The sequence below is a fragment of the Lysinibacillus sp. BF-4 genome, assembly GCF_000743635.1.
GTDB lineage: Bacteria > Bacillota > Bacilli > Bacillales_A > Planococcaceae > Metalysinibacillus > Metalysinibacillus saudimassiliensis.
Map to the genome: position 1 here is coordinate 355,583 of NZ_JPUW01000001.1, position 19,568 is coordinate 375,150.

General features: G+C 37.8%; 21 protein-coding genes and 1 pseudogene. All 22 read left to right on the forward strand.

What is annotated here, in order from left to right; genetic code table 11:
- Nucleotides 1-99 precede the first annotated feature (99 nt).
- Entirely contained in the window at nt 100-924 is an 825-nt protein-coding gene (locus CH76_RS01865; protein WP_036142025.1) for a DNA adenine methylase, read from the forward strand.
- Nucleotides 925-1,103: 179 nt separating this feature from the next.
- Complete coding sequence (locus CH76_RS13865; protein WP_161769847.1) at nt 1,104-1,277, forward strand: hypothetical protein; 174 nt, start codon at nt 1,104-1,106, stop codon at nt 1,275-1,277.
- A gap of 94 nt (nt 1,278-1,371) precedes the next feature.
- Nucleotides 1,372-1,953 (forward strand): hypothetical protein, encoded by a 582-nt coding sequence (locus tag CH76_RS01870; RefSeq protein WP_036142027.1) that lies wholly within the window; start codon nt 1,372-1,374, stop codon nt 1,951-1,953.
- Nucleotides 1,954-2,105: 152 nt separating this feature from the next.
- Nucleotides 2,106-2,282 carry a hypothetical protein gene (locus CH76_RS13980; protein WP_200877318.1) on the forward strand — a complete coding sequence of 59 codons (177 nt, stop codon included), beginning with the start codon at nt 2,106-2,108 and terminating at the stop codon, nt 2,280-2,282.
- A 59-nt stretch (nt 2,283-2,341) separates the two neighbouring features.
- Nucleotides 2,342-3,067, forward strand: a complete 726-nt coding sequence (locus tag CH76_RS01875) for a DNA cytosine methyltransferase (protein WP_036142030.1) — start codon at nt 2,342-2,344, stop codon at nt 3,065-3,067.
- A gap of 47 nt (nt 3,068-3,114) precedes the next feature.
- Nucleotides 3,115-3,327 (forward strand): annotated as a pseudogene (locus CH76_RS01880) (DNA cytosine methyltransferase); the annotation flags it as partial.
- Between the two features lie 519 nt (nt 3,328-3,846).
- A complete protein-coding gene (locus tag CH76_RS01890) occupies nt 3,847-4,044 on the forward strand; it encodes a hypothetical protein (RefSeq protein ID WP_036142035.1) in 198 nt (65 codons plus the stop codon).
- 54 nt (nt 4,045-4,098) lie between these two features.
- Nucleotides 4,099-4,338 (forward strand): pilin, encoded by a 240-nt coding sequence (locus CH76_RS01895; RefSeq protein WP_036142038.1) that lies wholly within the window; start codon nt 4,099-4,101, stop codon nt 4,336-4,338.
- A 61-nt stretch (nt 4,339-4,399) separates the two neighbouring features.
- Nucleotides 4,400-4,786 (forward strand): hypothetical protein, encoded by a 387-nt coding sequence (locus CH76_RS01900; protein ID WP_036142041.1) that lies wholly within the window; start codon nt 4,400-4,402, stop codon nt 4,784-4,786.
- Nucleotides 4,787-4,798: 12 nt separating this feature from the next.
- A complete protein-coding gene (locus CH76_RS01905; RefSeq protein WP_036142044.1) occupies nt 4,799-5,440 on the forward strand; it encodes a hypothetical protein in 642 nt (213 codons plus the stop codon).
- Nucleotides 5,441-5,466: 26 nt separating this feature from the next.
- The gene (locus tag CH76_RS01910; protein ID WP_051910132.1) at nt 5,467-5,838 is read left to right on the forward strand and encodes a hypothetical protein; all 372 of its coding nucleotides are present in this window, start codon (nt 5,467-5,469) and stop codon (nt 5,836-5,838) included.
- Nucleotide 5,839: 1 nt separating this feature from the next.
- Nucleotides 5,840-6,442, forward strand: coding sequence for a DUF6710 family protein (locus CH76_RS01915; RefSeq protein WP_036142047.1), 603 nt, complete (start codon nt 5,840-5,842; stop codon nt 6,440-6,442).
- A 68-nt stretch (nt 6,443-6,510) separates the two neighbouring features.
- Entirely contained in the window at nt 6,511-7,524 is a 1,014-nt protein-coding gene (locus CH76_RS01920) for a toprim domain-containing protein (RefSeq protein ID WP_051910134.1), read from the forward strand.
- 24 nt (nt 7,525-7,548) lie between these two features.
- Nucleotides 7,549-8,169 carry a hypothetical protein gene (locus CH76_RS01925; RefSeq protein WP_036142050.1) on the forward strand — a complete coding sequence of 207 codons (621 nt, stop codon included), beginning with the start codon at nt 7,549-7,551 and terminating at the stop codon, nt 8,167-8,169.
- Between the two features lie 175 nt (nt 8,170-8,344).
- The gene (locus CH76_RS01930; RefSeq protein WP_036142053.1) at nt 8,345-8,947 is read left to right on the forward strand and encodes a hypothetical protein; all 603 of its coding nucleotides are present in this window, start codon (nt 8,345-8,347) and stop codon (nt 8,945-8,947) included.
- A gap of 13 nt (nt 8,948-8,960) precedes the next feature.
- Nucleotides 8,961-11,144: a VirD4-like conjugal transfer protein, CD1115 family gene (locus tag CH76_RS13410; protein ID WP_051910136.1), complete on the forward strand. Its 2,184-nt coding sequence runs from the start codon at nt 8,961-8,963 to the stop codon at nt 11,142-11,144.
- 105 nt (nt 11,145-11,249) lie between these two features.
- Entirely contained in the window at nt 11,250-11,777 is a 528-nt protein-coding gene (locus tag CH76_RS01940) for a hypothetical protein (protein ID WP_036142056.1), read from the forward strand.
- A gap of 71 nt (nt 11,778-11,848) precedes the next feature.
- Nucleotides 11,849-14,680, forward strand: a complete 2,832-nt coding sequence (locus CH76_RS01945) for a pLS20_p028 family conjugation system transmembrane protein (RefSeq protein WP_152553271.1) — start codon at nt 11,849-11,851, stop codon at nt 14,678-14,680.
- A 124-nt stretch (nt 14,681-14,804) separates the two neighbouring features.
- Nucleotides 14,805-16,280, forward strand: a complete 1,476-nt coding sequence (locus CH76_RS13870; RefSeq protein WP_161769849.1) for a DUF5592 family protein — start codon at nt 14,805-14,807, stop codon at nt 16,278-16,280.
- 136 nt (nt 16,281-16,416) lie between these two features.
- The gene (locus CH76_RS01955; RefSeq protein ID WP_152553272.1) at nt 16,417-16,917 is read left to right on the forward strand and encodes a hypothetical protein; all 501 of its coding nucleotides are present in this window, start codon (nt 16,417-16,419) and stop codon (nt 16,915-16,917) included.
- Between the two features lie 12 nt (nt 16,918-16,929).
- Nucleotides 16,930-18,900 (forward strand): VirB4 family type IV secretion system protein, encoded by a 1,971-nt coding sequence (locus tag CH76_RS01960; RefSeq protein WP_036142062.1) that lies wholly within the window; start codon nt 16,930-16,932, stop codon nt 18,898-18,900.
- A gap of 1 nt (nt 18,901) precedes the next feature.
- Entirely contained in the window at nt 18,902-19,546 is a 645-nt protein-coding gene (locus tag CH76_RS01965; protein ID WP_036142065.1) for a hypothetical protein, read from the forward strand.
- Nucleotides 19,547-19,568: the final 22 nt, after the last annotated feature.

Genomic DNA, 19,568 nt, shown 5'->3' on the forward strand with positions numbered 1-19,568 from the left:
GTGACAGAATATTCGGTCTAAATTTGTTGGTTCAAGTTATTTTGCTACTGCTCTTTGTAACATGTAAAAGTAAATAATAAATCTTAAGGAGGGGTATTTATGAAAAGAATATTAAATTATGTCGGTAGTAAGTGGAACTTGGCACAATGGATTGTATCTCATATGCCTGAACACAGTGTATATTTAGAACCGTTCTTTGGAAGTGGCGCCGTTCTTTTTAATAAAACTTCAGCAGCCATTGAAACAGTGAACGATGTGGATGGTAATATTGTCAATTTGTTTAAGGTTATTCGCGATAGACCACAAGAGCTTGCCAGGGCAGTAGCATTAACACCTTATGCAAGACAAGAATATTGCCAAGCGTACGAGAAATTAAATAGTCAATTAGATGAATTAGAAAGAGCAAGGTTATTTTTAGTGCGTTGTTGGATGGGGCGCGGTGGTAAAACAAGTGACCTTACAGGATGGCGCCATAACATAGATGCCACAACCATTAATGCAGTACCTGATTGGCTAGAAGTGCGAAGTACGATTACTCAAGCTACACAACGTTTACAACGCATTCAAATCGAAAATCAAGATGCTTTACAGCTGATTGAACGATATAACCGTAAGGATTGCCTAATTTATGCGGATCCACCTTACCTTTTAAGTACACGTACAAAGAGACATTACGCAAATGAAATGAGCGAATCAAAGCATATTGAGCTTTTACAGTTGCTAAAAACTCATGAAGGCTATGTATTACTAAGTGGCTATGATAGTGCACTATATAACGATTTCCTTTCAGATTGGCATAAGGTCTCAAAAATGACCACAACCGATGCGGCTAACTTAAAGCAAGAAGTGTTATGGATTAACCCTAAAGCAGCTAATCAATGTAAGCAATTAGATTTGTTTGCATTAGAGGCTATTACACAGTGATAAAGAGAGGAAGAAAAATATGAATATTTTAACGGTATTGCTACTAGGTGCGCTATTTATTGCGCCACTTCGAATGAGTCACACTCGGCTGAGCGAGGATAAATAGGCATTAGGCTCAGGGCGTTCCCTCGCTACGAGGGAGGTTGCAAGCGCTGCAAAAATAAAGAGGAGGAATAGGGATGGGGATCTGGTTATTAATATTACTGTTTGCTATTTTGGTCGGTTTCAGCTGTATTTTCATGAGTAAAAGTAGGATTGTTCAAGGTGTAGGATTAGTGTTACTTACTATGAATGCGATGTGTATGGTAGTAATGAGTATTGGAGCTCTTATGGGAGCTGTCTTTGGCTCATGAAAGAGAGGATTATAGATGGCTATTCAAATGAATTTGTTTATTTTTTATAATTACATTGGCAGTATGGATTGAGCAAACAATAGGAGTGTTGAATATGAGTCTAGAGTCTATTATTTTTGATCTTATGAAAGACATAGTTATTGGTGTTGGTATTTCTTTCGTAATCATGGTTTCTATAGTGTTTTTGGTGGAGTTTTTAAAAGATTTTTCAAATAAAGCACACGTTGAGCAACAATATAAAAATAAAAAAATCAATAAAATATTACAACTTGATTATGAGGTTTATAAAAAGTGGGAAGAAATTAATCGTTTGTTGATGAATGATGAGGTATCAGGGTTTAATGCTAATACATTCAAAACAGTTAATTCATGTATTATGAATGACACTATTAATAGTATGGACTTCCCTATTATTTTTGATATTTATGAGGAATTTTTAAAAGACATACAATTAGATGAATTTAAAAAAGAGGATATTATCTCTATAGAAAAGCGAGGTATTATGACTCACAAAATTAATGAAATGAACGAGTATTTACACATGGTTATAAAAAAAGAAGTAGCAGTCTTACAAGATAATTATCACAAAGAAGAATTTAAGGAAATTGAGGAATTACTAAGTATATACAAAAACAAAAGAGAAGAAAAAGAAATATTCGTTAAAGACTTGACTTAAATGCCAGGTCTCTTTTTATGTCTTAGGAAGGAGCTGTAAACATTGGTTATGTCATAAAGTTGTTTTTAAAAATGAGAACAAACTTGCTTAATAGGATCAAATATTGTATTGTAATTAATAGAACGTATGTTCTTATTGAGGGGGTGGGATTAATGATAAAAGAAGGTGTATATATTGTAAGCTCACAAGGTGATCAAACGTTTCTTTCACCACCATTATCTGGTTACGGAGAAATTAAAATATTGTATAGTGATTTCATACCTGTTTCTACAAAGGAAACAAAAACAATGAAATTAGCCGATACGAAAAAATCGAAGGCTATGAACTAGGCAACTTGCTTAGTCCATGGTCTTTTTTTATTTGATTATTAACTGAAGGGGAGGATTTAGTGTCATTAACATTTATAGATTTTTTTTCAGGTATAGGTGGTTTTCGATTAGGAATGGAAGAAGCTAGACACAAATGTATTGGTTATGTTGAACGGGATAAATTCTCAAGGGCATCATATGAAGCAATTCATAACACTAAAGGAGAGTGGACAGAATATGACATTAATAACATTAAACCAGGAACAGTCCCAGCAGCTGACGTCTGGTGTTATGGATTCCCATGTCAAGACATCAGTATTGCATCAGGAAATACCAGAGGATTACAAGGAACAAGATCTGGATTATTTTATAAAACGATTGAGCTCATTAAAAACCAAAAAGAAGAAGATAAACCTCGATACCTGTTCATTGAAAACGTTAAAAATTTGTTTTCAGTCAATGGAGGATGGGATTTTGCCCGAATTCTCATTAGCCTGGATGAAGCAGGGTATGATGCTGAATGGTCTCTGCTCAACACAAAAGATTTCTCCACAGCAACAAGACCAGTGCCGCAGAACCGAGAACGAGTATTCATTATTGGACATTCTCGAAACAAACGTACAGGAAAAGTATTTCCTGTCTCCACGAATCGCACAGAGACTCGTATTAAAAAATTAGGTAGCACAAATCCAAGTGGCCGAGGTGTAAGTGGGCATGTATATGACATTAATAATCTATCTCCTACACTAACCTGTAGTAATCCACCACGCATTTTATTAGAAAATGAGAAAGGTAGGATTTTATGAAAAAATTAATAATCAAAGAAGCTAGGAAACAAGAGAATGATGAACTACAAACAAGAGACATTGCATGTACCCAAGCTGCACTTACAAACGATTATAAGATTAGGCGTCTTACACCTAAGGAGTGTTGGCGATTGCAAGGATTTTTTGATAAGCACTTTGAGAAAGCGAGTTTAGTCAATTCGGACACTCAACTTTATAAGCAGGCAGGCAATTCTGTAAGTGTACCAGTAATTTATGCAATTGCGAAAAAGTTAAGTTGAAAACTTTTTTGAAACTTTTTTGAAACTATTTCTAAACTTTTTGGTTAGAAAAAGGTGATAAATTAGTAGTATAGAGAAATGTAAGAGAGCGAATCCAAATGGATTGGCTCTTTTTAGTTAAGGAGAGATATTTTGAGCAGGCGAATAAAACGTAAATATCGAACGATACGACAAGAATTTAAAAAAGATTTGAAGGTTGAGTGCGAATCGAACAGAGCTTTACCAATACTTATCGTACAAACCTATAGAGCAAAACAGCATCATAGACATATCACGAAAATTTGGTCAATGTTTATTGATTCAGAATTTGAAAATTTTTATAGAGCCTACAATAAAGTGTTATTTGGAGAAGTACTAACAGGTGAAGATAGCATTTGGAGGTCTCTGTATTTTTCAAACAGCAAGCTATACAACAAGTATCATAGATTAATCCCAGAGTCCTTTGCGATGGGCGATGCGTTAGGTGTAGCTTACTCCATTACAAGATATTAAATTGATTTACTGAAAGGGGGTGAGCATATGAGTGAGCAGCATGGACATGAGCAGCATAAGTCAGCAACAAAGAAAAAACCTGTCGTGCCACGACCTAAAGGATTCAAGGAACGTGAGGATGCCGTGAAAAATATGATGCAGCAACATAATAAAAATTATTTTGACTGGTTAGATGAGCAACATAAAGAAAAGCTATTAGATTTTACCATCAATCAGTATAAGTAAAGACACTTTCGTAGGAAGGTGTCTTTTTTTGTACCCTGAAAGGAGGTGAAAAGATTGAACGAGGTTATTCAAACGATTAATCAGATTGCAGAAGGCATTAAGCCCTTATCTATTGCTGTAGCAGGTATTGCTCTTGTTGTTATTGGTTTACTATGGATGTTTGCTAAAGATCCACAGAAAAAAGAAATGTACACAGGTTGGTTCGTAAACGTTGCAATTGGTTTCGCGATTGTATGGTTAGGCGCATCTATCGTGACATGGTTAGGTACGAAAACAGTTGGATTCAGTGGTTAATACAGTTAGGGGTGTCGTGTTGCACTCCTAACTAATTCTTATTTTCGAAAGGAGAAAATGAATGAACGAAATAAATTATCAGGACCATTATTTCTTATTTAAAGTAAACGGTCAGTACTATCCTTATTCGTTGCCAGTAGTGCCTGTCAATAAGCAGGTATTACAAGATGTAATTACACATATGCAAGCGGAAGCGTTCCAACAAGTTCCTACTGAAGCAATTAGTATAGAAGCATACCTGCCATTTGTTGGTGTTGAGGGAGCTGCTACGTATCTGATTCAGTATGTAAAGAGTAATGAGGTTGTGAAACAGTGGATAGAGCTGCAAGTTGAGGGCGGTTTAAGTACGATTGATAAAGTTGCGGAAGTCGTAGGGTTTTTGTTGAATGAACATGACTTGGAAGACGGAGAAATCGTAGTGCTAGGTTGGTATATACTTCGTGATTAGAGGTGACATGCTATGGAACAAGCCTTTGAAATATTTAAAGAAAGACATACGCAGCTATACAGCACTACTTACAAACCCTTTACCATAAAGCTAGATGACAATAAGTTGTATGCGTTGTATGAAGTAGCATCGACTCATCATGGCCATTTATTTTTTTCTAAATTAGAAAGTACGATGCACGCAATGGATAGTCTGTATCGCGTAGTCTTTTCGATCTTGGAAAACTTACCGAATCGTAACAAGGAGCTAGAAGAAGCCTTTTATATCTTCATTGAGGACAAACATAACTTTGAAAAAATGCTAGCGTATATCCCTTCATATTTAAAATCATTAAGTGTTAAACGTATTGAAGCATTATATCCTAAGCATCCGATGTATCAAGATATTCAACATTTTTTATTTGATAAATTGCCTTTCTATGGTGACTTTGAAAATTCTCTTGCTATGCATGAGCGTCTTATTGATCAACTGTATTTGAAGTTTCATTTGATCTTATTTGAAGGAGAAACATTTATGACGGACAGTGACTTTGAAGAGAAGCTATTTTTGCCCATCTTTGAAGCCACTAAAAGTAATATAGAAAAAAGGGCTTGGGAGCTACTTGAAGTTAAAGGTTATGACATGGAAGAGTTGAGTAAAGTATTGCAGTGTTAAAGAAAATCATGAGGGGAAGATAAGTAATGGAAAAAGAAGCAACGATTCGACGTAATTGGCTCAAACGTTTAAGTACGTATAGCGCAGGTGTAAATATGTTTGAGCCATACGAATATAATCAAGAGTTAGAGGAAGCAGCGCGCAAAGGATTAATTACTTTTTATGAAATGCTGACAGCTATCAGAATAAAACCCGTGGAATATGACCCTGGAAGATTTCATACTGCGTATTTACTGCAATTAATCCCAATAAAAAAGGCGTTTGACCAAAAGCAGTATCGGTTAGCTTGTCATGAGTTGGAAACATTGTTGTATTATGAACCTTTTACTCAACCTAGAATACGGTACAATATACTCGATTTACTTAAGTCGAATTTGAGTATTAAGGAGGGCTTCTAAGTTGAGGATATTGAGTTGGTTGAAGAATAATGTTACAAAAGAAAATGAAGTAGCACATACAAGTTGTAAAGATAGTAATTCGTATTCGTACCAACACACGATTAATTTGGTTGATACATGGTTGAAACAAGAGACAGAGGTCGAAGAAAAGCTCATGTACATTGATTTTGTGATGAAAGCGATTCGTAAAGATTTACAATATGATACGCTTACTACCATTTTATATAATAAGGAACATTTTGAGAAAAGGTGGCCTCTCTTGCTTTTACCTCATTCTTATTATGACGAAGAGGGAAAAGAATATGAGACTGATTCAGGTAAAGAGCGAAGCCATGAAAATAATCATTTCTCAACGTACTTTTCATCTCTAGAGCTTTGCTATGTTGATAATGGATTACACTCGACTACAGCAGGCATTATTCATGAAAAAGGTACGATTATGGCAAAGCATGTTGACGCTGAAGCCTTATTCCCGCATGTTGTTACAGACGGTAAGAAGTGGGTTAATGTTCATACTAAAACGCCTTACGAGTTAGAGGTTCATGATTTCCGTTTTGCCATACTCTATACATTGGGTCAAAAGAAATACTATTTAAATAGTTAGTCTACAACCTAGAATCACTTTAGCTAAAGTGGTTCTTTTTTATTGGAATTTTGAATGGAGGAGGTAAGGTGCAATTTAAAAACGTAGAAGAAATGTTAGGTCAATTAAACGCTCAGGACAAGGGGCGTTATTTTTTATGCGCTTGTCCTGAATGTGAGCAACCCGAAGCGTTTATTTATAAAAATAATTTACGCAAAATCACTTGTAATCGTGATAATGAGTGCGGAGCTACCACGCATATTGTTTTTGCAGAGGCAGGGAAAAATGAAGTTGTACAATTAGCGCAAGAGCCACAGTACGAAAGATTAACGAAAGAACAACGGCAAGACTTACATTATCTTTCACAGTTTGTACAACATATGCAATACAACATAGTCAGTGACTTAGATAATGGATACCGTGGCCTGTCTCGTAATGTAACAGAGGCATTTGTAGCTGATCTTTCATCAACCAATAGGAAGGGAGAGTTAGCAACACAATTATTTTTTGAAAAAGCTAAATCGCTGTTAGCTAAAGACTATACGAAAAATGATTGGATGCTGAAGCGTAATTTAATTATCCCTATTTATGATGAACATAATATGATTGAACGTGTATTGTTGCGATCGAGTATTGCCCCAAATATGCAGCCGAAAGAAATACAGTTAGTGTTAAATCCTTCGAAAGATACGAAGGATTTTTTTGTTGACCTAAATGGGCAATCAAAAGTAGTTGTTATTACTGAAGCGTTATTTGATGGGATGAGTTTTAAAGAAGTACACCCTGAAATTAATTACTTGGCGCTTACTGGAGTAAATCGAACACGTAAACTCTTGAATTATTTGAAGGATAATCGTGAATACTTTGCAGATAAGCATATTGTGGTCGCGATGGATAATGATTTGGCAGGAAAAAGAGCGAGTGACAATATTATGCAAGTACTAGTGAGAGAAAAAATTGGTGCTAATCAGCAAGTATTTTCTTACCCTGAAGGGATAAATGATCCGAATGAATTTTTGCAGCAGGACCGTATGGTATTTAAGCGAAGCTTGAGTTTTGCTTTACGCCAGCACCAACAAGCCATAGAAGCGATATATAGCTAATAAAAGAAAGGTGGGTGATTTGCTATGCAGCTCGAATTATTTCAACTGAATAAGCCGCAGCTATCACCTTCCTCTTATTCATTAGAGGAGGAGCGAATCAAAGAAGAGAAGTATTTATTTGTGTTAGGTAAAAATAACAAAGCTATTGCTATTACGACCCAGGGGAAAAAAGATGCATTAAGTATTGCGAGGCAGCTTGATTTATGGATACAAACTCTAAGCGATCAAGAGAAATCATATTTGCTAGTATTTATGCGATTGTCAGCTATTATTGAGCATTTCCGATACTATGTGGTGATGAAGTATGAAAAGCAACGAAAGAAGCAGCAAGAGTGGCGTGAAAAATTAAGTGATGCAAATTACGTTAAAGACGTAGAGCGATTGATAGTGCCGAAGATTTATGAGTATAAGGCGCAATATATGACGTTTTTGAGTACAAGAGCGTTGTTTTATTATCATCAAACGGAGCAATTAAAACGAGTACACGCCTTTTCGCGTGAGGTTAGTCAACAAATTGTAACGACTTTACGTCAGCAGGAACAAAGCGAGCTTATTTTAATCGAAATTAAAGGCATAGTTGAAGAAGTCCTACACAATAGCCTAGTGCTACCAACTGAAGCTTTGTTAGGCAGAGGTGACGTATGAGGAGATGGATGAAAAGAGCAAAGGATAAAGGCAAAGATAAAGCGAAAGACATAGGCATCTTAGTCATGATACTAGTTGTATTATTTCTTCTGAATGGTTGCCAAATGGATGACAAAGAGGTCACTGCAATTCTGCGGTTGCTACTTTTTTAATTGAATAAGTGAGAGGTGAGTAAATGAATACGTTAATTCAAGATCCGCGACAGTATGTTGTGGATTTTTTAGGTTATAAACGACAAGGTGAAATACAAGTAGCTATTGAGATTTTTTTAGCTGAACAGTTTTTAACGCCCCATTATGCTGCGTCTAAAGAAGCAATTCGAAATTTTGAAGAGGTGCAGCCTTTGTATAAGGAAATGTTTCCTCATCACTACCAAGAGGAGACGCTCAAGCCATTGTATTATTTTCATTGCGTAGGTTGGTTAAATCAGCAGGGGTTGTTAAATCATCCTGATGTTCTAAAAGGTGGTGCCCAGGTATTACTAAGCACAGCTTATAGTAAGGGAATGTTACAAAGTAAGGTGGCTAAGGTATTAGTCGACCGCGCCCATTTTTTGCGTGCCATCTATGAAAAGAACGAACCTATTTTTTTAGCACCACTAGCTGATGATGAAATGTATCACAAGATGCTAGGCGCCATGACCTTACAGCATCGGGAACTCTATGAATTGGAACTTGAACGCTTGAAAAATTATAAAGAGTACCAACTGCATGAAAAATTTTCCGATGTATTGGAATCAACCATGGCTGCTCTCTCTTATAAGCCAGTAGGCAAATGAAGGAGATGAGTGAATGTACGAACGAAGGCTACCAAGCAAAAAAACAATGGGAATTTTCACGCTAGGTATAGCGATACTCGGTTTTTTTGTAGCCAATTATATGATTGCGCTATTTGTACAAGTTGGTGACTATATGGCTGCTTTCATGACTACACCAGAGACTGCAACTTTTAGCGCACCTCCATGGCAGGAGTTCTTTTATTTTAAGCCAATATATCTGATGGGCTATGGTTTATTTTATATTTTCATTTTGGGTCTACTAGCGAAATTTTACTATAACCTTAAAATGAACTTTTCTGATTTGGATAAAGGGCAGCATGGTACACGTGAATTTGCGACCACTGAGGAATTAAAGCAACAGTACCGTGCCATTCCTGCTGCGGATGACGAATATGAAGGTGCTGGTGGCGTGATTATTGGCGGGCTACAAGAGCCATTAAAGCCGTATCGCTTATTAATTGATGACTCGCCAGTACACACCATGATTATTGGTATTACACGCTCAGGTAAAGGGGAAACATTTGTAGTGCCTATGATTGATGTGTTAAGTCGCGCTAAAGAAAAGCCTTCTATGGTTATTAATGACCCTAAAGGGGAATTGGCCGGTGCATCTTATGAAACATTAAAAAAGCGTGGCTATGAAGTATATGTGTTTAACCTCTTGGAGCAACATATGGGCATGGGTTTTAATCCCTTACAACTGGTCATTGATGCTTGGAAAAAAGGTGAGTATTCTTTGGCAGCGCAATACGCCAACTCGATTGGCCATAGTTTGTATTATGACCCGAACGCAAAAGAAGCGTTCTGGGGCAACTCGGCCTCTTCTCTAGTAAAGGCAATTATTTTAGCGCTTGTTGAGGATTCAGTGGACCGAGGTGAAGAGCATAAGGTCAACCTATATTCGGTAGCCAACTTCTTATCTACATTAGGCAGTGATAACGATGAACAAACAGGCACAAATGCTTTGGATCAATTTTTCCAAGCCCGGGACGAACTTAATCCTGCACGCATGATGTATGCAACTAGTAACTTTGCAGGGGGTAATACACGTTCAAGTATTTTCTCGATTGCCATGGACAAGTTACAAATTTTCACGTCAGAACCCAATGCGCGCTTAACTAGCTATAACAGTATGGATTTAACGAGAGTTGGCTTTGGTGACAAGCCTGTAGCTGTTTTTATGGTAGTGCCAGACTTTGATTCTTCTAACCACGTACTTGCAAGTATCTTTGTGAGCCAGCTGTACCGTGTGAATGCTGAAAAAGCTTCTATGGAAGACGGTAAAATGAAGCGCCATGTCCACTTTTTACTTGACGAATTTGGCAATATGCCAACGGTTGAAGGTATGGCTGGTATGGTAACGGTTGGTGCAGGCCGTGGCTTCCGTTTTCATTTAATCATACAAGCCTATGCACAAATCAAAACAAAGTATGGTGATGAAGGCGATACGATTATTGGTAACTGTTCGAATCAAATTTACATTTTAACGAATGATAAACAAACCGCAGAACAATATTCTGCTCTTTTAGGTAATAAAACGATTACAGATGTTAGCCGATCAGGACATCTATTTTCTTTTGATAAGACGCATAGTGAATCAACAAAAGAACGTCCATTGCTTATGCATGATGAATTAATGCAATTGAAGTTAGGTGAATCGGTTGTTATTCGTGTTAATAAACGCGAAGACCTTAAAAGAAAGAAGATTATTCCGAAGCCAATCTATAATGCACTATCTAGTGGTACAGCACAAAAATTCAGATGGGAGTATTTGGCGGAAGATTTTGATACGACATGTTCTGTAGTTTCGTTACCACTTACCTCTTCCACGTACTACATCTTAAACATGCAAGAGATTGTGTTTGCGGATCAACCACGTGCAGTAGATCAATATTTACGATTAGGTAAGTTACTAACGCCAAAACAGTTGAAACAGCTTAAAGTGACGCTTGGTAAATTTGTACATCACACGTATAACTATAATGATTTAGAGAAATGGTCCACTTTACATTTATTAAGTCATTTGGTTTATAAAATACGTCCAGAAAAGGCTTATTTTGATATGTATAAAGGAGCAAACCGTTTGAACCTCGCTATGTTTATTGATAAGCAGGTATTAGAGGAATGGCAAGCGCGCCTCGATTGGGTGTTAGCAGAAAAAGGCGCTAAAACATCGAGGGAAAAGCCAGCCAGTTAATCAGCTGATGTATGTAATGAAAATATTTTGTTTGAAATAACATGTTGTTATGTTGATTTACGCATACATTTAAGTTATTATGTATGTAATGAGAGGGGTGTAGGTATGAATAAATGGTTACTGGTAATGAGTATGTTGGGATTGATGGTTGTATTAACTGCTTGCGGTGAACCAAAGGCCACTCAACCAGGTGTCACTGAAATTAGTTATAAAGAAATGATAAAGAAGTTTGAAAACCATGATACATTTTGGGTAGTTACACTAGATGCTGAGCCTAAGTTAATAAAAGAGAAACAAGTCGTAGAGCTGTTTGACAAAGGGTTAAAAAAGCAAGGGATTGCAGCGTACTATGTGAATATTCATCAATTAACTGAAGAAGAAAAGGAAAGTTTACGTAAAGACTATTTGCATCCTTTTATGAGCAATGGCCCAGTTAGTAGTTGGCAAGTTAAAACAAGCGGGTTGGTTTATGTAGAGAATGGTGGAGTCATTCAAATGAGCGGCATGCCTAATTTCTCGCCTATTATCATTGAACGTGGTGATGCAGATGAAACTAAAGTAAACACAACGATTACAAAACAACTTCAATTGATGAAGGAATATAGTTTGACGTATGAACTTACGCCTCAATAGTAGAGAAGGGAGGTATAGGTCCTAGAAAGAGCAGCCAATGCGGTTGCTCTTTTTTTATTGGACAGATGCATATGAATAAACGAAATGTTGTTTTTATATTTATGACAAGTCTATTGTTGCTCAGCAGCTTTTTTTATCTTGTGCCAACGGTTTATGCTGAGGATGATAAAGTAAAATTATCAGATGGTGTCAGTGAAGCAGAAGTCATTGAAATGCATCAAAAGATGGATTCTGTACTCCATTTAGATAATGGATGGTTATATCAAGATGTAATTCGCTCTATTGGATGGGGAACTTTAAAGATATTGGTTTGGATTGTCAATTATATCGAAGATGGTGTAAATGGCATTTTACAATGGAATAACTTTTATGAGTCATCAGGCGTGGGTACGCTAATGAAGCAATTGACACCTTTTGTGATTGGCTTATTTCTGATTGCTTTAATTTATTTAGGGTTTCAATTTATGACCAATAAAATCGATAAGCGTGAAGAAGTATTAATGAATGTTTTAATGGCTTTTTCATTAATTTTTTTAGTGCCAGCACTAATGCCATATATGGATAAGGTGTTAAAGGTGGGGGTTTCACAGCTAGAAGGAGAAGACAATTTAAAGTTGAGTGAATCACTGATTAAACAAAATGTTGCTGATATTAAATATTATGTGGATTCAGGTTTTGCGTTTAATCAATTAGGTTTACCTATTGACAAGACTGTAGGAAAAGGAGAAAAGCGTGGCACTACGGATTACGCTAATGCGAATAAAATTTCGGGTACACGTCTTAATATTACAGAAAAGCTAGACTTACAAAGTGATAAATTTGCTTGGTGGTCTACAGGTTATAAAAAGAAGTTGGAAGGTAGTAATAAATTGGGGCATGATTTTTTAATGACTCAAACCGTCTATCAAGGGGATGGCAATAAAGTACGTTTAAAGGCATTAGCCGACAATAAAATTCCGACTACCACATTGGGGCAAGAATCATACTATCGTTATCATATCAATTGGGGTACGTTAATTTTTAGTTTTTTGGTAATAGGTGTAGCCCTTGCAATTACGGTAATTAAGATGGCCCGTGTGATTTTTGATTTAGGCTTCCATGCCATTTTTGGTATGTTTGTGGCTGCTACAGACTTAACAGGTGGACAACGTACTAAAAAAATAGTAACAGAGATTGTTTCCTCTTTTGCAGTGTTATTTGTTATGGTACTTATTCTTAAGTTATTCACGCTCTACGTGAACTGGGTAACGGGTTTAAGTTCAACCGTTGGTGGTGTTATTATGGTCCTCATGTTAATCGCTGGTGCATGGGCATTGATTGATGCGCCTGATATTGTTCAACGTTTACTGGGTATTGATGCAGGTTTGCGCAGTGGATGGCAAGCTATGATGGGGGCTTATGCAGGAGCTAAAACGATAGGTGCAGGGCTCAAAGGTGTAGAGAAAGTAGCTGTCGGTGCAGGGAAAATGGCTAAAGGTGGCTTAGCTTTTGGTAAAGGGCTTGCAGGTGCAGCTCCTAATAAAGCAAGCGCTTCACATGTAAAGCCTATGCCTAATGCAGGTGGTTTTAATGGTTCAAGTGCTAACGCAACAGACGCCTTAGGCAGTGTGAAAGGTATGCCACAAGATCTTGAAAGTAAAGGTGGTGTAGGTGGCGCTACGGAAGAGGCGATGATGCCAAGCGATTCTTCTACTATTCAAGAAACGCCACAGGGCTATGAGAGCGGTAGTAAGCAAAATGCGAATGAAACGAAGTCCCATAATCCGAGTATGCCAACACAAATGAATAAGGCGAGTGGCTCGTCTAAAATTCAACCAAACGATAATCCTTACCAGGGCTATGGTTTATTAAGTGGATCACGTGCAGGACAATCCACAGCGGATTTACAGGCAAGAGCTTACAATACAGGCGCTAGCACAAGAGCTGGTTTAGGCATTGTAGGTGGTGGTATGGGTAGACTTGCGATGGGTAGTGCGCGATTTATGGCTTCACCAATCCGTTCTTCTCGTAATATCGCAGGTGCTACAGCAGGCAGAATGGTGAATGTGGCAAGTACTGTTGGCAGAAATGTTAAATCAATGCCGTCACGTGTTGGTGCGGCAGCAGGTAATTTTGTGAGTCGTGTCAATACGCCAATTGGTAGTGCAAATTCATCTGTTTCAACAGCAGTAGGTGCAGCTAACCATGCAGCAACAGCCAGTACGTCCAGTATGTCGAGCTCAGTAGTAGGGCAAACGCAGCCATCTATGACGAGCAGTGCGAGTGTAGGTAGTGCAACGATGCCAACGCAAGGGCCTCGTAATGTCATGAGTGTTTCACAAGCTATGCTGCAACAGGTGACTGGAGTGCCAAGTGTAAGTCGTGCTGTAACAAGTCAAGCAGCTCAGCGTATACAAAGTAGTGGAAGTACAGGTAGTGTGGCAAGCGCAAGCTCACCATCAGCGCCTCAATCAGGTGGCGTTCGTACAGTAGGCAGTGTAACCATGCCAACGACAGCGCCTCGTAATGTTATGAGCAGTTCGCAAGCGATGCCGCAACAAATGGCAACAACGCCGAGTGTAAATCGCACGGTAACAAATCAAGCAGCGCAACAGGTACAAGGTGTCGTACAAAGTCATGGAAGTGGTGGTAGCGTAGTGGACTCTCCATCGGCGCCTCAATCAGGTGGTGTTCGTACAGTGGGCAGTGCAATCATGCCAACGCAAGGGTCTCGCAATGTTATGAGTGGCTCACAATTGACGTCACAACAGGTTACACCGACTTCAAGCAGTAGCAATGTGGCAGCGAATCAACCCTCTCAACCCACACAGGTGACTAGGGGTACGAAGAAAACGGTAAATGCAACGACTAAAGGTCAAAACCGTACACTAAGAAGTGAAAATACCATTAACAATAAAAAGTAAAACTTTTTTAAACCTTTTTTGAAACTTTTTAGCTAAAAAAAGGTGATAAATTAGTAGTGTAAGAAAGTCTGGGAAGGTTAGCCAACATGTGGCTAGCCTTTTTCTTTTGAAGGGAGGGGAAAAGTTGAATCGCTTTGAAATACCAAAGGAAATTAAAACGAAGCCGAAGTTGCTGGGATTAGAAATTAAGGAAATGGCCATTTTGGTGCTGTTAATTATTTTAATCATGACCTTTTTTAAAGATATGGTCCATGGGTTATTTGTTATTCCTTATTTTATTGTAGCTGTAGGCTTTCTTTTTTACATGATCGCACCATCCACGCATAATCCGCAAAAAAAGAATTTTCATGCACTCTACCTATTCTTTAAGCGCGATAAAAGCTGCTATCACGCAATCGAAAGGCATACGATTGCGAATGAAGAAGTGATGGCTCAGGTTAGGGAACAAAATGTATTGCTCTTTGGTAAAGACAAAATTGAAAAAGGTTACCAGGTAACGAATGAAACAAGCGACAAACTAAAAGAGCAGCACAACCCTACAGTAGCTGTAAAGGATATGCCTAGTACTCAAGCGAGCATTGTAAAAAAAGAAAGTGTCATAACAGAGTCAATAGTAGAAACAGAGGTCATGCATTCGGCAGAAATAAAAGTTGCTGAAGCACCTACCAATGATAGTGATACTATGAATGAAACAGAAAGTGTAAAGGAAGTACAATCCCATTCAATCACAGAGGTTGCCCAGTCCCCATCGGTGGACGAAATCGAGCTTACAGAAACAAAAGGTAGGGATCAGGTGCTAGAAGCTAAAAAAGCTAGGGTTAAAGCTACTCCTAATAATGTTCAAGCAATTGAGGATGCTGAGGAAATAGCAGTACCTACTATGCTAGAAAAACAGCAACCTACTTTAAGTAAGGCAAAGGTTGCATGGTTTAAAAAGTTGTGGCCGCGAAAAGGTGAGAAAGCACAACCGATTAAAAAAGCTGAGACAGGAGGGGGATTTGTGTTAAAGCTATTTACGCATAAGCGCGTGAACAAAAATCTAGTACCAGCGCTACGCAGTTTTGGGATGCAGCAGTATGATGAAGCACTGAAGTATTTTGAGCAGATTGACTTTCAAAAGTTAGAGATAACTGATCAAGATATGATGTTACTGTCCTATCTCTTTACAGGGCAAGCAGCGCGAGCGATTGAGTTATCGCCTGACTTTGCGGAAACCGTAGTGAATTACTACAAAACTACGAATAATATTGAAGTTTTACGTCAATTGGCTACCAAAGTACAGTCACGCGTATTAGATTTCGAAGTCGCAGTCGATAACGGCGATTACTGGAAAGTTATTGAATTAAAAGAATTTGTGTTAATGAAAGCGGATCGTCATCAGGCGATTGTACAAGCGTATGTCGCGTTAGATAATTTACACAAAGCGCGCCAATATGCGGATGAAGTGGGCGACCGTACGCTTATTGAATATGTAAAAAATATTGTACAAGCAGATAAAGAAACCATTTCTGAACCTCTTTTACCGAAAGAAAATGCGTCACCTTTATTAAAAACGAATTTGTTTACACGCAATGAAAATGGTGATTATTCATTTATCTGAAATAGTAAGGAGAGTTAGCGCATTGAGTGCTGACTCTTTTTCGTTAGGAGTGAGACAGTGTTAAAAACAAAGTTAAGTCATTTGAAGCAACGTAAGAAAGAAAAAAAAACAAGCGAAAGCAACTGCACCAAAAGTATTGAAACAAACGCATGGTCTGTTACCTTTTTTAAAAATCGAAGAGGACTATATTCAACTGAAAGATGGCTATATGGATATTCTTCAGATCCGAACAAAAGATTTGTATGCCATGAATGATACAGACTTGAATATTTTAATGCTGAATGAAACCAAGATGTTGCGAAGCTTTGGTGACGCTTTTAAAGAAGTTGTATTAAATTTCCCATCGAACGTAGAAAAGCAGCGTAGGTACTGGCTAAAGAAAAAAGAACAAACGAATGATCCATTTCGCTTAAGTTATATTGAACGTAAATTATTTGAGTTTGATTTTATTGAGCGCGAACGAACGAACCGTGAGTACTTTGTATTTTTGTATGCAAAGACACAAGATGCTTTGGAACAAAAGCGTCAGTCAATGACACGTGCACGACAAAATAGTTTTCCGTTAATGAAGTTATCCAAAAAGAAAAAACAAGATGTTTTGTTTTTGCTTAATAATCAAAGTACAAAATTACAGTGAGGAGGTACGGTGATGCTAAAGTTATTAAAGCGTAAAAAGGATACAACAAATAATGAGGAAGAAGTAGAGCGTCAACGTCAGGAAGCATTAATGAACATGGAGTTTTTAGCAGCCATCCAACCACAAGGTGGTATTCATTTTAAAGACAAATACATTACTAAGGGGGATGGCTATGAAACTTGTATTCATATTTGGGATTTTCCGACCACCGTAAATCAATTATGGTTAGAACGTATCATGTCGCAATATGATGTGATTGTTGTGCAGGATGTTGCCACGATGGATAAAAACGAAGTGGTAGATGCCATTAATAAAAGTATGTTGGAACATGATGTACGGTACCGTAGCTCGAAAGATGAATCACAGCGAATGGATGCACAAAGCAGCTATCAAGAAATGCAGTCCTTATATAGCCAAATTAGTGAGATGGGTGAGGTTGTAAAAATGATTCAGCTGCGGTTATATGTGCACGGGGCAACGTTAGAGCAACTAGAAAAGAAAGTGAATGATGTACAAACGGAATTAACCTCGCATAGTTTTCGTGGCCAAATCTTTTTAAATGAAACCGAGTGGGAATGGCGTTCGATTTTCTTACCTTACGATGAGCAACAGAAGTTACCCAATAAACGTGAAGGAAAAGGGATGCCTGCGATTACATTAGCTGCCGGTCTGCCGTATAGCTTTTCCGATTTAGATGATACAAACGGCTCCTATTTAGGGGTGTCATCAACAGGTGGTAATGTATTATTTGATTTATTTTACCGTGACAAGAAGCGTCGTTTTTATAATGGAGTGGTAGTCGGTAAGATGGGTGCTGGTAAGTCAACACTATTAAAAAAATTAGCGTTTGATAATGCCAGCCGTGGTAATTTTATTCGTGGGTTTGATGTAACAGGCGAGTTTGCTACACTTGTTGGCGCATTAGATGGCCACTCAATTGCGCTTGATGGAAGCCAGGGTATCATTAATCCACTTCAAATTTTCCGCACAGTAGATAATAGCCGTGAAAAAGATTATGATGCGAAAAAGGATGAGCAATTAAGTTTTATGCAGCACATTTCTAAAGTTACGACCTTCTATCAATTTTTATCAAACGACTATACAGGTGAAGAGATTGAAGAATTTAAACGTGTACTTCGTATGTTTTATGAAGCGTACGGCTTTGATGCGAAAGCCGATAATATTACAAGTCGCCAGGCGGAAGAATATCCGATCTTTGGCGACTTTTTAGTTTTTATTCAGGAATTATTATATGAGGACATGGTTACTTCTAAAATTCGTGCAGAGCTATCAGCTGGGCGTACTAAGCGCTTAGAGAAGATTATATTAGTGATTGAAAACTTAGTTAGCACGTATGCCTATTTGTTTAACGGTCATACAACCATCCCTGACTTTACGAATGAACAGATTATTTTCTTTTCCATTCGTAATTTAACAAGTTTAGAGAAAAGTGTGTTCAATGCACAAATGTTTAATGCATTAAATATGATTTGGGATAACTTGATTCAGCTAGGTGTGCCGCAAATGAAACGCGTATATGAAGACCCTAATTTTCATGAAGACGATGTCGTACGACTGCTTGTGTTAATTGATGAAGCGCACCGTATGGTGAATGCAGATAATATGTTAGCTGTACAATTTCTTACTGACTTTGCGCGTGAGGCCCGTAAGTATTTTGGTGGTTTATTATTAGCTAGTCAATCTATTCGTGACTTTGTACCAGATCATGCGGACACCGAAACCGTTTCAAAGATTCGTACTTTATTTGAGTTGACGCAATATAAATTCATCATGCAACAAGACGTAAATACTATTGAAGCCCTAAGTCGTATTTTTGAAAATGAGATGAGCGGCAGTGAGCTACAACGTATACCACAATTTGAGCAAGGCGACTGCTTACTCTCTATAAGTGGTGTACAAAATATCATGCTGAGTGTAGAAGCTAGTCAAGAAGAATTAAAACTATTTACAGGGGGGCTGTAAGATGGAGGGTATGAAAAAGCCACAAGCTAAACTGCTTTTTTTGGTGGTCATTGGTGCGCTATGTATGCTGGCATTAATCGGGATGATGAAGAAGGAACCTTCACAAGACTTAGCACCAGATGAGCCACTTATCGTTGAAGATGAAAAAGTGGTGATGGCCGAGGAAGATAACGAAAAAATAAAAAATATTGAGCAACAATACAAAGAAAGTGAGAAAGAAACAACAGGTGTTGTGGCACCTGATCCGGATAGCCCACAATCATTAGAAACTATTACAGGTGAAGAGCTGGCTGATTTTGATTATGAAGGCAAGGTGAAAAAGCGTGTTGGTGATAAAGCCTATCCTGTAATTATGAAACGTGCAAAACAAGCAGCTGAAGCGATTGCTAAAGGTGATAAAGCTACTTTAAAAGAAGTGGTAACGCCATCTTTAATGCAACGTGTTGAGACGGAGAAAGTAAAATTACTTAGTGAAAAAGAAGTGACAAGTATTGATGTCTTTCCAACAGAACAAGTAAATGAGCAAGATGTTATCATCGGTACAATTATCAGTGCTGGTGAACTGGCGAAGTCATACAGCTTAATTTTTGTTAAAGAAAATAACACGTATCTTGTAGATGATTTTGTTTTAGTGTGGAGCAATTAATGAGAAGTCTTTTTAATAAAAA